This is a genomic window from Rhizobium sp. BE258 (assembly GCF_031457345.1).
In the GTDB taxonomy this organism is placed as follows: Bacteria; Pseudomonadota; Alphaproteobacteria; order Rhizobiales; family Rhizobiaceae; genus Rhizobium.
In genome coordinates, this window is sequence record NZ_JAVDWL010000006.1 from 25,494 (window position 1) to 41,004 (window position 15,511).

Annotated in this window: 13 protein-coding genes; 11 read left to right on the forward strand and 2 right to left on the reverse strand. The window is 60.9% G+C overall.

Annotation, left to right across the window (positions count from 1 at the left end):
* The first annotated feature begins 85 nt into the window (after window positions 1–85).
* Entirely contained in the window at window positions 86–1,111 is a 1,026-nt protein-coding gene (locus J2X43_RS20725) for a LacI family DNA-binding transcriptional regulator (RefSeq protein ID WP_310296767.1), read from the forward strand.
* A 74-nt stretch (window positions 1,112–1,185) separates the two neighbouring features.
* A complete protein-coding gene (locus J2X43_RS20730) occupies window positions 1,186–2,409 on the forward strand; it encodes an adenylate/guanylate cyclase domain-containing protein (protein WP_310296769.1) in 1,224 nt (407 codons plus the stop codon).
* A gap of 78 nt (window positions 2,410–2,487) precedes the next feature.
* Here J2X43_RS20730 and dgoD read toward each other — a convergent pair whose 3' ends face one another.
* Both dgoD and J2X43_RS20740 read right to left on the reverse strand, forming a co-directional pair.
* On the reverse strand, window positions 2,488–3,636 hold the full coding sequence (dgoD, locus tag J2X43_RS20735; RefSeq protein ID WP_112537097.1) for a galactonate dehydratase: 1,149 nt from the start codon (window positions 3,634–3,636) through the stop codon (window positions 2,488–2,490).
* 55 nt (window positions 3,637–3,691) lie between these two features.
* Entirely contained in the window at window positions 3,692–4,447 is a 756-nt protein-coding gene (locus J2X43_RS20740) for a FadR/GntR family transcriptional regulator (RefSeq protein ID WP_112385671.1), read from the reverse strand.
* 210 nt (window positions 4,448–4,657) lie between these two features.
* Here J2X43_RS20740 and J2X43_RS20745 point away from each other — a divergent pair, with 210 nt between their 5' ends.
* The 9 genes from J2X43_RS20745 (at window position 4,658) to J2X43_RS20785 (ending at window position 15,501) form a co-directional block, all read left to right on the forward strand.
* Window positions 4,658–5,641, forward strand: coding sequence for an arabinose ABC transporter substrate-binding protein (locus J2X43_RS20745; protein ID WP_112385670.1), 984 nt, complete (start codon window positions 4,658–4,660; stop codon window positions 5,639–5,641).
* A 71-nt stretch (window positions 5,642–5,712) separates the two neighbouring features.
* On the forward strand, window positions 5,713–7,218 hold the full coding sequence (araG, locus tag J2X43_RS20750; protein WP_310296773.1) for an L-arabinose ABC transporter ATP-binding protein AraG: 1,506 nt from the start codon (window positions 5,713–5,715) through the stop codon (window positions 7,216–7,218).
* A 15-nt stretch (window positions 7,219–7,233) separates the two neighbouring features.
* Window positions 7,234–8,184: an L-arabinose ABC transporter permease AraH gene (gene araH, locus J2X43_RS20755; protein WP_310296775.1), complete on the forward strand. Its 951-nt coding sequence runs from the start codon at window positions 7,234–7,236 to the stop codon at window positions 8,182–8,184.
* Entirely contained in the window at window positions 8,181–9,056 is an 876-nt protein-coding gene (locus tag J2X43_RS20760) for an aldose 1-epimerase (RefSeq protein ID WP_310296777.1), read from the forward strand. Before araH ends, J2X43_RS20760 begins: the two co-directional genes overlap by 4 nt.
* Window positions 9,057–9,067: 11 nt before the next feature.
* On the forward strand, window positions 9,068–9,847 hold the full coding sequence (locus J2X43_RS20765; protein ID WP_310296779.1) for an SDR family oxidoreductase: 780 nt from the start codon (window positions 9,068–9,070) through the stop codon (window positions 9,845–9,847).
* A gap of 119 nt (window positions 9,848–9,966) precedes the next feature.
* Window positions 9,967–10,398 carry an OsmC family protein gene (locus J2X43_RS20770; RefSeq protein ID WP_112516875.1) on the forward strand — a complete coding sequence of 144 codons (432 nt, stop codon included), beginning with the start codon at window positions 9,967–9,969 and terminating at the stop codon, window positions 10,396–10,398.
* Between the two features lie 144 nt (window positions 10,399–10,542).
* Window positions 10,543–11,148 carry a TetR family transcriptional regulator gene (locus tag J2X43_RS20775; protein ID WP_112385665.1) on the forward strand — a complete coding sequence of 202 codons (606 nt, stop codon included), beginning with the start codon at window positions 10,543–10,545 and terminating at the stop codon, window positions 11,146–11,148.
* A 48-nt stretch (window positions 11,149–11,196) separates the two neighbouring features.
* Complete coding sequence (locus J2X43_RS20780; protein WP_310296782.1) at window positions 11,197–12,333, forward strand: efflux RND transporter periplasmic adaptor subunit; 1,137 nt, start codon at window positions 11,197–11,199, stop codon at window positions 12,331–12,333.
* 24 nt (window positions 12,334–12,357) lie between these two features.
* On the forward strand, window positions 12,358–15,501 hold the full coding sequence (locus J2X43_RS20785) for an efflux RND transporter permease subunit (RefSeq protein WP_310296784.1): 3,144 nt from the start codon (window positions 12,358–12,360) through the stop codon (window positions 15,499–15,501).
* Window positions 15,502–15,511: the final 10 nt, after the last annotated feature.

A 15,511-nucleotide genomic window follows, 5' to 3' on the forward strand; every position in this document is an offset into this window, starting at 1 on the left:
CCAATCGCTGATGGAGGGCACTATACGCCGCAGCATTTGCTGATATAGATCAGCGATCCATCAAAAAACCATCAGAACTGCGCCGATGCCGCACCATTTCCTCGTCAAGGATATCGCCTTCCAGGCCGGGCTCAGCACGGCGACCGTCGATCGGGTGCTGAACGAGCGGCCCGGAGTGCGCCGCCAGACCGGGCAGCGCGTGAAAGCGGCGATTGCCGAACTGGAGAAGCAGCAGGCGGGTGCCGAGGCCGCCAGCCGGAAGCTGTCGATCGATATCGTCATGGAGACGCCGGAGCGGTTCAGTAATGCTGTCCGGGCTGCATTCGAGGCGGAGGTCGCGACGCTGCTGCCGACCGTGTTCCGCTGCCGATTCCACTTCGCCGAAGTCATGAGACCGGCCGAGCTGGTGCAGCTGATCGACCGCATCCGGCTTCGCGGAACGCACGGTATCGTGCTGAAAGCGCCCGATGTGCCCGATGTCATTGCCGCCGTACGGCGGGCCGACGAGGCCAAGATTCCTGTCGTTACGCTGGTCACCGATCTGCCGAATTCGCCGCGCGCGGCCTATGCCGGCGCCGACAACCGGGCGGCGGGGGAGACGGCTGCCTATCTGATCGGTTCGCAGATGGGAGAGCGGCCGGGTCATGTGCTGGTGACGCTGTCAAGCGGACGGTTCAGGGGAGAGGAAGAGCGCGAGATCGGCTTTCGCCGCATCATCCGCGAGCGCTATCCGTCGATCGGGATCACCGAAATCAGCGAGGGGCATGGGACGGATGCGGCGACGGGGACGCTTGCGGCCGAGGCGCTTGCGGCGAACCGGGCGATCGATGCCGTCTATTCGATCGGCGGCGGCAACAGGGCGGTGCTTGCCGCCTTCGAGGCGTCGGGGCGGCCGTTGCGGGTGTTCGTGGCGCATGATCTCGATGCCGATAACCGCGGCTTGCTGGCATCGGGCAAGATCAATTTCGTCCTGCATCATGATTTGCGCACCGATGCGCGCTCGGCTTTTCGCGCCATCCTCGACCGCTCTTCGAAGGCGCAGCGAAACGGCCACGGGCCGCTTTCGGCCGTCGAGATCATCACGCCGTTCAACATGCCATCTGGTGACTGACTGCCACTCTCTTGTTTTTCTTTCTCATGGGACGAAATCCGGATAGTTGTTGGCCGAACAGGGAGGTGGATGGCATGGAATACAGCGACATTGGAACCATCGCGACCTGGCTGACGGAACAGGGCCTGAAGGGCGCAACCGAGTCCGAGTTGCTCGACGGCTTCTGCATCGCCTGCCGTGACAAGGGTCTGCAGATCGACCGCGGCATGGCGCTGATGGATACGCTGCATCCGGTGCACGAGGGACGTGCCTTTCGCTTTGACAGCGAACAGGAGATCGAATCCGAATTCGAATATGGACCGACCGGTGAGGGGGAAGCGCTGGAAAGCTGGAAGCGCTCCGCCTTCTATTATCTCTGGGCGGGCACCGAAAACGAGGTTCGCCGCCGTATCGGCTTCGGCGATCCCGCCGATTTCCAGATGCTGGAGAAGATGGCCGAGCTCGGCCATACCGATTACGTCGCGTTGATCCACCGCTTCGAGAAGGAAGGCACCATCGGCGAGATGGACTGTTTTTTCTCACATTTCTCGACGCGTCACCCGGAAGGCTTTTCGGACCATGATCTCGTGATCCTGCGCAAGCTGGTGCCGGTGCTGGCGCTGGCGATCAAATGTATCGCACTCGGCCGCATCGCGCGAACCATCGCCGAGGTCTATCTGGGCGAAGATGCGGCGCGTCAGGTCATGGAAGGCAAGATCAGCCGCGGCAAGTCAGAACGGATCTCGGCGGCTCTCTGGTTCTCGGATCTGCTGAACTATACGAGGATCTCCGACAACGCCTCGCCGGAAGAGATCCTGCCATTCCTGAACGAGTATAGCGAAGTGGTGATTTCGGCGATCCACGAGTCCGGCGGCAATGTTCTGAAGCTGATCGGAGATGGCGTGCTGGCGATCTTCAAGGGCGAGGATCCTTCGGAGGCCTGTTGCGCGGCGCTGAAGGCCGAGCGGCTGCTTCGCGAAAAGCTCGCCAAGCTCAATGCGGCGCGCACGATCGATAGCCGGCCAACGACCGATGTCTATCTTGGCCTGCATATTGGCGATGTCTTCTACGGCAATATCGGCAGCCAGGAGCGGCTCGACTTCACCGTCATCGGCCCTGCCGTCAACGAGGTCAGCCGCATCGCCTCGATGTGCAGGTCGGTGGATTTCAACGTGCTCATTTCGTCGGAATTTGCCGATACGATCCCGAGCGAGGATCGCGCCGAACTCGCCTGTATCGGGCGTTATGCGCTGCGCGGCGTCAAGCGCCCGCAGGCTCTTTATACGCTGGAGACAGCGTGGCTGGGCGCAGGTAACTAACGGCACAGTTTGGTGCCGTTGTCTGGTCCTGCCGCCGCTCCGGAAAGCAGAAGGGCCGCTTTCGCGGCCCTCGTTATCTTACCATTCCGCGAAGCTGCCATCTTCGTGGCGCCAGATCGGGTTGCGCCAGCGGTGACCTTCCTTGGCGCGCTCGATGACATAGGCTTCGTCCACCTCGATGCCGAGACCCGGTCCCTGCGGGATGGAAACGAAACCATCGGCATACTGGAACACCTCCTTGTTGGAGATGTAATCGAGGATGTCGTTGCCCTTGTTGTAGTGGATGCCGAGGCTCTGTTCCTGGATGAAGGCGTTGTAGCTGATCGCATCGACCTGCAGGCAGGCGGCAAGTGCGATCGGGCCGAGCGGGCAATGCGGGGCGAGCGCCACGTCATAGGCTTCGGCCATCGAGGCGATCTTGCGGCATTCGGTGATGCCGCCGGCATGGGAGAGATCCGGCTGGATGATATCGACATAGCCGTCTGTCAGAACCGACTTGAAGTCCCAGCGCGAATAGAGCCGCTCGCCGAGCGCGATCGGCGTCGAGCAATGGTTGGCGATTTCCTTCAGCGTTTCGCGGTGTTCCGAGAGCACCGGTTCCTCGATGAACATCAGCTTGTAGGGCTCGAGTTCCTTGGCGAGCACCTTGGCCATCGGCTTGTGGACGCGGCCGTGGAAATCGACGCCGATGCCGATATGCGGGCCTATCGCTTCGCGGATAGTGGCGATGGTCTCGACGGCGCGATCGATCTTTTCGTTGGAATCGACGATCTGCATTTCCTCGCAGCCGTTGAGCTTGATCGCTTTGAAGCCACGGGCGACGACGTCCTTGGCGTTGCGGGCAACGTCGGAGGGGCGGTCGCCGCCGATCCAGGAATAGACCTTGATGCGGTCGCGCACCTGGCCGCCGAGGAGCGAGTGGATGGGCTGGCCGAGCGCCTTGCCCTTGATGTCCCACAGCGCCTGGTCGATGCCCGAAATCGCGCTCATGTGGACGGCGCCGCCGCGGTAGAAGCCGCCGCGATACATGACCGTCCAGTGATCTTCGATCAAAAAAGGATCCTTGCCGACGAGATAATCGGCCAGCTCGTGGACGGCGGCCTCGACCGTCAGCGCGCGTCCTTCGACCACCGGTTCGCCCCAGCCGACGACACCCTCATCCGTCTCGATCTTCAGAAACAGCCAGCGCGGCGGAACGATGTAGGTCGTGAGCTTGGTGATCTTCATGGAGTCGGGCTTTCATTCTTCTCGTGTTGCGTCTGCGGCGGTGCCGCCTGTCTGTTTACTTGGTCCGGCCGATCGCCTTTTCGGCGGCAGCCAGATCGCGCACGGCCAGATCCAGCATGCGATTGGCGCATTCACGTGCCTTGGCGCGGTTGCGCAGCCTCAGCGCCTCGACAAGCTCGCCATGCACGGCAACGGCGTCCTCGCGGCTTTCGACGGCAATGTTCGAGGCATGCAGCGCATATTTCAGCGCAGCATGGATGGCGCTGAGCAGGCGCCGGAAGACCTGGTTATGGCTCGCCTTGAGAAGCACGGCATGGAAGGTCACGTCGGCATCGGTGAAGGCTTCGGGATCGCCGGCGGAATCCCGCATCTGGCGCCAGGCGCTGTCGAGATCGGCGATTTCCTGGGTCGTCGCCCGTTCGGCGGCATATTCCGCGGCTGCCGGTTCGATCGTGCGGCGTGCTTCCAGAATGCAGCCGAGCAGATCGAAGTCCTTGATATAAGGTCCCATCCATTCGAGCACTTCGGCGTCGATGATATTCCAGTCGTCGCGGTCGCAAACCGAGGTGCCGATCCGCGGCTTGCCGCGCACCAGCCCCTTGGACTCCAGCACCTTGAGGGATTCGCGAATCACGGTGCGGCTGACGCCATAGAGCTCGCAGAGATCGTTTTCGCGCGGCAAAGGCGATCCGGCCGGATAGCGCTCGGAGAAGATGTCCTCGGCCATGGCAGCTGTCACATTCTTGCGCACGCGCGGACGGCTTCCGATGCGCGGATTTGCATCCCCACTCTGCTGCTCGATGGAATCCAAATGACCTCTCCGCTTTCCTTGCCCGCGAAGCAAACCGAACCGTCTTAGCCGAATTCGATTTCCTTTGCGACGGCTCCTCCCGGCACGCTTGATATTATCTTATTATTCCAATCATCATACAAAGGCAATTGACTGGTATGATGATTTAACTTAATTCTATCGTACTGCCTGGGAGGCAGATGCTCATTTTTGAGAGTTAGGGAGAGAGACATGCGCTTGTTCAAAGCAGCCATCCTGGCTGGCACATTTGCCATTCTGGCCGCCGGCTCCGCCTTCGCCGAAGACGTCAAGATCGGCTTCATCGTCAAGCAGCCGGAAGAGCCTTGGTTCCAGGACGAATGGAAGTTCGCCGACCAGGCCGCCAAGGAAAAGGGCTTCACGGTCGTCAAGATCGGCGCCGAAGACGGCGAGAAGGTTCAGTCGGCGATTGACAATCTCGGCGCCCAAGGCGCTCAGGGCTTCATCGTCTGCACACCTGACGTCAAGCTCGGCCCCGGCATCGTCGCCAAGGCTGCCGCCAACCAGCTGAAGGTCATGACCGTTGACGACCGCCTGGTCGATGCCGATGGCAAGCCGCTGGAAGACGTTCCACATATGGGTATTTCCGCCACCAAGATCGGCGAGACCGTCGGCCAGGCGCTTGTTGACGAGATCAAGAAGCGCGGCTGGGACATGAAGAATGTCGGCGCGATCCGCGTCTCCTACGACCAGCTTCCGACTGCGGTCGATCGCGTCGAGGGTGCGATCTCGGTTCTGAAGACCGCCGGTTTCCCGGCTGAAAACATCTTCGATGCGCCGCAGGCCAAGACCGATACGGAAGCTGCTCTGAACGCGGCGACGACCGTTCTCAACAAGCATGCCGATGTCAAGTACTGGGTTGCTTTCGGTCTCAATGACGAAGCCGTTCTCGGCGCGGTCCGTGCATCGGAATCGGTCGGTATTGCTGCTGACCACGTGATCGGCGTCGGCATCGGTGGCGCCGACTCGGCGATCAACGAGTTCAAAAAGCCTGCCGCAACCGGCTTCTTCGGCACCGTCATCATCTCGCCGAAGCGTCATGGCTACGAAACCGCCATGAACATGTACGACTGGATCGCCAACGGCAAGGAACCGGCCAAGCTGACGCTGACCTCCGGTTCGCTGGCCCTGCGCGGCGATTACGAAAAGGTTCGCAAGGATCTCGGCATCGAATAATCATCCTCCCAAGGTGATTTTAATCCCGGCGGCGCATATCTGCCGCCGGGCTCTTTCTCGATGGAGCGATGATGGCTTTCCTCGAATTCAAGACCATTTCCAAAGGCTATCCGGGCGTGCAGGCGCTCTCCAATGTCTCGTTCGGTGTCGAAAAGGGCGCCGTCCATGGACTGATGGGTGAGAACGGCGCCGGCAAATCGACGTTGATCCGGATCCTCTCGGGCGATCAGTCGGCCGATGAGGGCACGATCGTCATCGATGGTGAGGAGCAGAAATACAGCTCCGTCCGCGATGCCTTTAACGCTGGCATTATCGTCATTCACCAGGAACTTCAGCTCGTTCCCGAGCTGACCGTTGCCGAAAACCTCTGGCTCGGCCGCTTCCCGGGCAAGGCCGGGGTCATCGATAGCAAGACGCTGATCGAGACGGTACGCGCCAAGCTCGATGATATCGGCATCGATGTCGATCCTTCGGCAAAGGTTGCGACGCTGTCGATCGGTGCCCGCCAGATGGTGGAGATTGCCAAGGCTGTGATGCTGGATGCGCGGGTGATCGCGCTCGATGAGCCGACATCTTCGCTGTCCTCACGCGAAAGCGAGATTCTCTTCTCGCTGATCGAGAAGCTGAAGTCCAAAGGCACCGTCATTCTCTATGTCTCGCACCGGCTGGACGAAATCTTCCGTCTCTGCGACAGCCTGACCGTTTTGCGTGACGGCAAGCTTGCGGCCCATCATCCAAAAGTCGCCGATACTACGCGTGATCAGATCATCGCCGAGATGGTCGGGCGCGAGATCAGTAATATCTGGGGCTGGCGCGAGCGGCCGCTTGGCGGCGTCAGGCTGGAGGTGAAGAACCTCTCCGGCTCGAAGCTGCGCAACCCGATCAGCTTCTCTGTCCGTCAGGGCGAAATCCTCGGCTTTTTCGGCCTCATTGGGGCAGGGCGCAGTGAAATGGCGCGGCTGCTCTATGGCGCCGATCACCGGCACCAGGGCGCGGTGGCGATCGACGGCGTTGCCGTCTCGCCCAATAATCCGAAAGCGGCAATCAATGCGGGAATGGTTCTCTGCCCTGAGGATCGCAAGTTCGACGGCATCATTCAGGGACGGTCGATTCAGGAAAACATCGCGATTTCCTCGCGCCGCCACTTCTCGCCCTTCGGTGTGCTGAACCCGAAGAAGGAAGCTTCGGTCGCCGACCAGTTCATCGCCAAGCTTCGGGTGCGGACGCCATCGCGCAAGCAGGACATCATCAATCTGTCGGGTGGCAACCAGCAGAAGGTCATCCTTGGCCGCTGGCTTTCGGAGCAGGGTGTGAAGGTCTTCGTCATCGACGAGCCGACACGCGGCATCGATGTCGGCGCCAAGTCCGAGATTTACGAAATCCTCTATGAGCTTGCGGCCGGTGGCATGGCGATCGTCGTCATCTCCAGCGAGTTGCCGGAGGTGATGGGCATTTCGGATCGCATCATGGTCATGTGCCAGGGCCGGGTTGCCGCCAATGTGGCACGCGCCGATTTCGACGAACGCAGCATTCTGACCGCGGCACTGCCCGACAAGAATGCCGCCGGCACAATCTAATTCAGGAACAGCACGATGAACTCGTTGAAAAAAATCCTTCTCGGCGAACAGGGCCTCGTGGTGATCTTCGCCATTGCCTTCGTCATCGTCTCGATCTTTGTTCCTAGCTTCCTGACGGAACGCAACATGCTCGGCCTGCTGCAGTCGGTGGTCACCATCGGCATCGTTGCCTGCACGATGATGTTCTGCCTGGCGTCGCGCGACTTCGACCTGTCCGTCGGCTCAACGGTCGCCTTCTCCGGCATGATCGCCGTCATGGTGTCGAATTCGACCGGCTCGATCCCGCTCGGCCTGCTGGCGGCGCTGATCTGCGGCAGCATCGTCGGCGTCATCAACGGTGTGGTTATCGCCAAGTTCCGCATCAATGCGCTGATCACCACGCTGGCAACGATGCAGATCGTTCGCGGCTTCGCGCTGATTGCGTCGGATGGCCGTGCTGTTGGGATCAACGATCCTTCTTTCTACCAGCTGGCGCTGTCGCGTTTCCTGACGGTGCCGACGCCGATCTGGTTCATGATCGCGCTGTTTATCGTCTTCGGCTTCGTGCTGAACCGCACGGTCTTCGGCAAGAACACGCTCGCCATCGGCGGCAATCCGGAAGCCTCACGCCTTGCCGGCGTCAACGTCGTCAACATGCGCATCTGGATCTTTGCGCTGCAGGGTCTGGTCTGCGCCATCGCCGGTATTCTGCTTGCCTCACGCATCACCTCCGGTCAGCCGAACGCGGCGACCGGGCTTGAGCTCTCGGTCATTTCCGCCTGCGTCCTCGGCGGCGTGTCGCTGGCCGGCGGGCGTGCGGCGATGACCGGTGTCATTGTCGGCGTACTGATCATGGGGATTGCCGAAAACGTCATGAACCTGCTGAACATTCAGGCCTTCTACCAGTATGTCGTGCGCGGCCTGATCCTGCTGATTGCCGTTCTGCTCGACAATCTGAGATCGTCGGCGGCCGGACGGCGCGGGTGAGCGGGTCTGCGGACATGGAGGAGATCCGGATCGCCGATGGCGATCTTCAAATCTCCCTGTCCCGTCTTGGCGGCGCGATCCACAGCGCCAGTTTTCGCGGCCGTGCCTTCATGGTGGCCGCTGGCGGTGCCGATGGCGGCTCCGCCAGTTTCCCTCTGGTGCCTTTCGGCAACCGGGTCGGCGACAATGTGATGACCGTTGGCGGCCGCGATTATTGCTTCCGCCCCAACACGGCCGATCCGCTCTATCTGCATGGGGATGGCTGGCTCGGGCTATGGGATATCGTCTCCCTCAGCCGCCAACAGGTGGACATGACCTTCCGCCACGCTGCCGATGATCTTTCTCCGTATAGCTATCAGGCGTCGCAGAGTTTTTCGATTTCCGGCAATTGCCTGGTGAACACGCTCAGCGTGACGAACAGCGGCGATGCGCCGCTGCCGTTCGGTCTCGGCTTTCATCCCTATTTCCTGCTGACGGCGCAGATGTCGTTGACCGCTCCAGCGCGGCATTTCTGGGCCGAGCGGGACGGCCATCTGCCGGATAGGCGGGGGCAAGTGCCCGAACTGCTCGATTTCTCGCGGCCTCGAACTGTTCCGCCGCAGTGGATCAACAATGCCTTCGAAGGCTGGGATGGTCGTGCCCGCCTCGTCTGGCCGGAGCTGAAGCTTATGGCTGAGATCGAGGCGGATCCGGTCTTCGGCAACTACATGATCTATACACCCGGCGGCGAGGCGGATTTCTTCTGCTTCGAGCCGATGACCCACTTGCCGAATGGCCATCACATGCCCGAGTTTGGCGGCCTTGTCGTGCTGCAGCCCGGCGAGAGCCTTGCGGGGCAAATGGCGATCAGCCTTTCGGCCTTGGAAATCTGACGGAGGAAATTTTGGTGGAGCGTCTCAAGGGAAAGCGCGTGCTGATCACAGGTGCGGCGCAGGGCATCGGCCTGGCGATTGCCGAGGCCTTCGTACGCGAGGACGCTGCCGTCTTCCTCATCGATACCGACGAGGCGCGTCTTGCCGCAGCCGCGGCCGGGCTTCGCGCAAAGGGCGGCCGCGTTGGGTATATGCGCGCCGATATTACCGATGTTCCGGCGATCGCGGCTGCCGTTTCACAGGCTGCCTCGGAAATCGGGCCGATCAACGCGCTGGTCAATAATGCCGGCGTCAATGTCTTTGCCGAGCCGCTTGAAACAAGCGATGCGGAATGGGACCGCTGCTTCGACATCAATCTCAAGGGCGCCTGGAACTGCGCGAAATCCGTGCTGCCTGGATTGATCGAGCAGGGCGGCGGCGTGATCCTCAATATCGCCTCTACGCATGCCTTCACCATCATCCAGCATACATTTCCCTATCCGCTTGCAAAGCATGCGTTGCTCGGCATGACCAAGTCGCTGGGGCTCGAATATGCGGCGAAGAATATCCGCGTGAACGCGCTGGCGCCGGGCTATGTCGCGACCCAGAAGGTCATCGATTACTGGAACGGTTTTCCCGATCCGGAGGCCGCCAAGGCCGAAACGATGAAGCTTCATCCCGGCGGGCGGATCGCCACGCCGGAGGAGATCGCCATGGCCGCCGTCTTCATGATCTCTGACGAATGCCCGTTCATGAATGCCACCTGTCTGACTGTTGATGGCGGTTTGAGCGTGCAGCAGCATCCGGCCTGAATGATTTTCGCGTGGTGGTCGCCAATGCGAGATCGAGCCTTATATTGCGCCAAGGAAGGTGATGCCTTCCGCGGTGGCGGCATTGGCCACTTCAGGTTTCAATCGCAACGGAGGACGGCATGCAGATCAATCGCACAGCATCGGCCCAATGGTCCGGCGGGCTCAAGGATGGCAAGGGCAAGATTTCGACCCAGAGCGGCGCTCTCAAGGAGCAGCCCTATGGCTTTGCAACGCGTTTCGAAGGCGTTCCCGGTACCAATCCGGAAGAGCTGATCGGCGCGGCGCATGCCGGTTGCTTCACGATGGCGCTTTCACTGATCCTCGGTGAAGCCGGGCTGACGGCCGAGAGCATGGAGACGACGGCGAAGGTGACGTTGGAAAGCGTCGAAGGCGGCTTTGCGATCACCGCCATCCATCTTTCGCTGTCCGGCAAGGTACCGGGCGCCGATCAGGCGAAGTTCACCGAGCTTGCCAACAAGGCCAAGGCCGGGTGCCCGGTTTCCAAGGCGCTGTCGGCCGTGCCGATCACGCTCGACGTCACGCTTTCCTGATCCATTTGAAAACATTCATACAATGCCGCGCGCCCGTTGGCCGCGGCATTTTTACGTTTGATTCACTGATTGACATGTGATGGCTGATATCTTACGACTGACGAAATTCAAAATTCGTCAGTCGTAAGTGAGGCCACCCGAAGCATGGGCGAAATTGCAGAAGCCACGATCGAAAGCAGCCGTCAGGAGAATGTGACGCGCATTCTGGATTCGGCGGAAAAGCTTTTCCGTCATTACGGATATGCCAAGACGACCGTTGCCGACGTCGCCCGTGATCTGGGCATGTCGCCGGCCAACATCTACCGGTTCTTTGCATCCAAGGTGGAAATCCACCAGGCGATCTGCGGACGCATGCTGGCCGCAGGCTACAAGCAGGCCTATGACGCCTGCCATTTGCCGCTCAGCGCTTCGGAGCGGCTGCGGCTTTTCGTGCATGGCCAGTATCAGATGACGGTCGACACCATGCTCGATCGCGAAAAGGTTCACGAAATGGTGGTCGTCGCGATCGAGCGCGATTGGCACGTGATCGACAAGCATATCGACAGCATTCATGCATTGCTTGCCGACGTGATCCGCGAGGGGATTGCGGCCGGTGAGTTTGCCGAACAGGACGCGGATGCGGCTTCGCGTTGTTTCGGTGCGGCGACGGTCACCCTGTGCCATCCGCAAATCGTTGCTCAGTGTCTTGCCAAGACCAATCGGGCGACGATTGACGAGCTCGTCGAATTCTCTCTGAAAGCATTGAAATAACAGGCGGTTCGGCCGCCCTATAACCTTTGAAAGATCGGGAGCGCGAAGATGATTTCGCTCAATAGCCGCCTCATGCCGTCCATTTTCAGTCTTGCGCTCGCCGGCGCTCTCAGTCTCGGCCTTTCCGGCTGCAGCGACGAGAAGAAGGCGGAAGCCCCGCAAGTGTTGCGGCCCGTGAAGGTCGTCGAGATCGCCAAGGCCGGCGACACGCGGGCGCTTGATTATTCCGGCGCCGTCAAGGCGCGCACCGAGATGAATCTCGGCTTCCGCGTTGCCGGCAAGATCACCGAACGCGCCGTCAATATCGGCGACCGCGTCAAGCCAGGTGACCTCTTGGCACGCGTCGATGCGACCGACTACGAGCTTGCCGTGAAGAGTGCTGAAGCCAATCTAGCTGCGGCTGAAAAGGGCGTACAAACCGCCGATCTGGCCAACAAGCGTGCCATCCAGCTCTTCGACAAGAGCGTCGCCTCGAAATCACAGCTTGAGCAAGCGTCGCTGACCTACGATCAGGCGGTATCGACGCGCGATGCCGCTCTGTCGTCGCTCGATCAGGCGAAAAACCAGGTGAGCTATGCTGCGCTGCAGGCCGATCAGAACGGCATCGTGACCGCGATCAATGCCGATACGGGGCAGGTCGTGGCTTCGGGTACGCCCGTCGTAGCAGTGGCTGTCGATGGCGAGAAGGAAGTGCAGATCGCGGTGCCGGAGAACGATATTGCCGAGTTCAAGCCTGGCAAACCCGTCAAGGCGAACTTCTGGTCCGATGACAAGCTGGTTCTGCAGGGCAAGGTTCGCGAAGTCTCGGGTGCGGCCGATCCGCAGTCGCGGACCTTTTCCGTCCGCGTCAGCCTGCCGAATGATCCGCGCGTGCTTCTTGGCATGACCGCGACCGTCGAGGCCAATGTCACCAACACCAATCCTGACGTTGCCGTGCCGCTGACGGCATTGGCGGAAAAGGATGGCAAGAAGATCGTCTGGATCGTCGACCGCAATGCTGCGACCGTCCATGCCCGCGAGATCAAGATTGCCGATTTCACTGGCGACGGCGTCAGCGTCACCGAAGGCCTGCAGAGCGGCGATATCGTCGTTGCTGCCGGCACGCAGTTCATGACCGAGAACCTCAAGGTCAAGCTGCCCGATCAGCAGGCCGCTTCCACCGAAGCGACCAGCGCCGTCGAGTAAGGCGTAGCGAGAGGGACACAGGTCATGGACAGCAACGACACCACCGAGAAGCGCCCGTTCAATCTGTCGCGCTGGGCAATCGGCCATCCGAGCATCGCCCGCTTCCTCTTCGGCCTCATCCTGATCACTGGGGTGCTCGGGCTGATGCGCATGGGCCAAAAAGAAGACCCGGATTTTACCTTCCGCGTCATGGTCGTGCAGGCCGTCTGGCCGGGCTCCTCTATTCAGGAGATGGAAGACCAGGTCACCAACAAGATCGAGCGCAAGCTGCAGGAAACTCCGCATCTCGATTGGGTGAAATCCTATACCCGTGCCGGCAGCTCCATCATCACCGTTCAGGTGAAGGGCGACACCAGTTCGGCCGACGTCGCCGACGCTTTCTACCAGGTTCGCAAGAAGGTCGGCGATATCGCCAGCGAGCTGCCGCAGGGCCTGCTCGGCCCCTATTTCAACGACGAGTTCGGCGATACGTTCATCACGCTGCATTCGATCAGTGGCGACGGCTATTCCTATCCGGAGCTGAAGAAATTCGCGATCCAGGCGCGTGACATGCTGCTGACGACGCCTGGTGTCGAGAAGGCCGTCATCATCGGCGATCAGCCGGAAAAGATCTATATCGACGTCTCCTCCAAGGCGCTGGCCGAACGCGGCCTGACCGTCATCGATCTGCAGAACGCGATCAAGGGCCAGAACAATGTCGATCCGGCAGGTTCGGTCGATACCGGCCTGCGGTCCGTGCGCATCTCGGTCGAAGGCGATGTCCGCAAGGTCGAGGATATCAGGGAACTGCGGTTGCGCTCCGGCAATCAGGTGACCCGCCTTGGCGATATCGCCACCGTCTATTCCGGTCTCGAGGATCCCTATCAGCGCAAGTACCGCTTCAACGGTCATGAGAGTGTCCAGGTCGGCGTCGTCATGGCCAAGGGCTTCAAGGTCACCGATGTCGGCAAGGATGTCGAAGCGACCTACGAGCGCTTCGAGAAGGCGCTGCCCTATGGCGTGGCTGTCGATCAGATTTCCAACCAGCCCGATGTCGTGACCGATGCGATCAGCGAGTTCATGCATGCGCTGGGCGAAGCGCTGGTGATCGTGCTTATCGTCTCGTTCCTGTCGATCGGCTGGCGCTCCGGTCTGGTGATCGCCATTGCGATCCCCTTGGTGCTCGCGGCCACATTCGCCATCATGTACGAGCTCGGCATCGACCTGCAGCGCATCTCGCTCGGTGCATTGATCATCGCGCTCGGCCTTCTCGTCGATGATGCGATGATCGTCGTCGAGATGATGGAGCGAAAACTCGAAGAGGGACTGGTGAAGGTCGAGGCGGCAAGTTTCGCCTATTCATCGACAGCCTTCCCGATGTTGACCGGCACGTTGATCACCATAGCCGGGTTCATTCCCGTCGGCTTTGCGGCATCGACCGCCGGTGAATATGTCCGTTCGCTGTTTTATGTCGTCGGTATCGCGCTTATCGTTTCATGGTTCGTGGCGGTCTATTTCACGCCATGGCTCGGCTACATGATCCTGAAGCAGCGGCATCATACCGGCGAGCATCACGATGTCTTCGATACGCGCTTTTATCGCGGCCTGCGCAACAGCGTCGGCTGGGCTGTGCGCCATCGCGCCATCGTGCTCCTTATCACCGTCGGTGCCTTTGTCACCAGTCTCTGGAGTTTCCAGTTCATTCCGCAGAACTTCTTCCCGCAGTCCTCGCGTCCCGAAATCCTTCTCGATCTCTGGCTGCCCGAGGGCACCAGCATCAAGGACGTCGAGACCAAGGCGAAGGCTCTCGAAGCCAAGATGATGGCGGATCCGGACAAGAAGTTCATCGCCACCTATATCGGCGAAGGTGCGCCGCGGTTCTTCCTGCCGCTCGATCAGCAGCTTGCCAATCCGAACTTTGCCCAGCTCCTGATCATGGCGAATGATGAACCGGCGCGTGAGCGGCTGATCGTCAAGCTCAGGACGATCCTGGCCGAAGACTTCCCCGATATCCGCGGCAAGGTCGATCGCCTGTTCCTGGGACCGCCGACCGGCTGGCCCGTGCAGATGCGCGTCATGGGGCCCGACCGCCAGGAAGTGCGCCGGATTGCCGACGAGGTGAAGGCCAAGTTTGCCGAGAACCCCGAACTCGGTGCCATCCACGACGACTGGCTAGAACCGGTGCCGGCGATGAAGCTCATCATCGACCAGGATCGCGCCCGTTCGCTGGGTGTCACCTCGCAGCGCGTCCGGCAGATGCTGCAGACAGCGATGTCCGGTGCACCGCTCGACGACTTCCGCGACGGCGAAGAGACGGTGTCGATCGTCGCCCGGGAGTCGGAGACGAGCCGTTCGCTGCTCTCGGCCGTCAACTCGGTCTATGTGCCGACCGATTTCGGCGGCTTCGTGCCGGTGTCGCAGATTGCCAAGGTGGTTCCAGTGATGGAGCAGGGCATCGAATGGCGCCGCAACCGCCTGCCGACGATCAGCGTGCGTGCCACGTTGCCTGACGGCGTGCAGCCGAACGACGTTGCCATGAAGATGTATGCCGACATGAAGGGGCTGCGCGACAGCTTGCCCGCCGGCTATCAGGTGCAGATTCAGGGCGGTGCTGAAGATGCTGCCGAGAGCCAGGATTCGATTGCCGCCAAGGCGCCGATCATGCTCGTCGTCATCATGATCCTGCTGATGGCGCAGCTGCAGCATTTCGGCAAGGCGATGCTGGTCTTTGCGACCGGTCCGCTCGGCATCATCGGCGCGGCTAGCGCCTTGCTGATCAGCGGTGCGCCGTTCGGCTTCGTGGCGATCCTTGGCGTCATCGCGCTGCTTGGGATCATCATCCGCAACTCGATCATCCTCGTCGACCAGATCGACCAGGATATCAAGGCGGGGATGCACCGGCAGGAGGCGATCGTTGGTGCCGCCGTCCGCCGCTTCAGGCCAATCATGCTGACGGCGCTGACCGCTGTCCTGGCGCTGATCCCGATCTCACGCGGCGTTTTCTGGGGTCCGCTTGCCTATGCCATGATGGGCGGCATTCTGGTTGCCACCCTGCTGACGATCTTCGTTCTGCCCGCCGGCTATGCGCTGTTCTTTGGCCGCGAGCCGAAGGATGCGACGGGCGGGCAGGCCAACGCCGACCAGGAAGACGCGGATGAGCATCATCCGCCGGCGATGGCCGCAGAGTGAAGATGGCGCG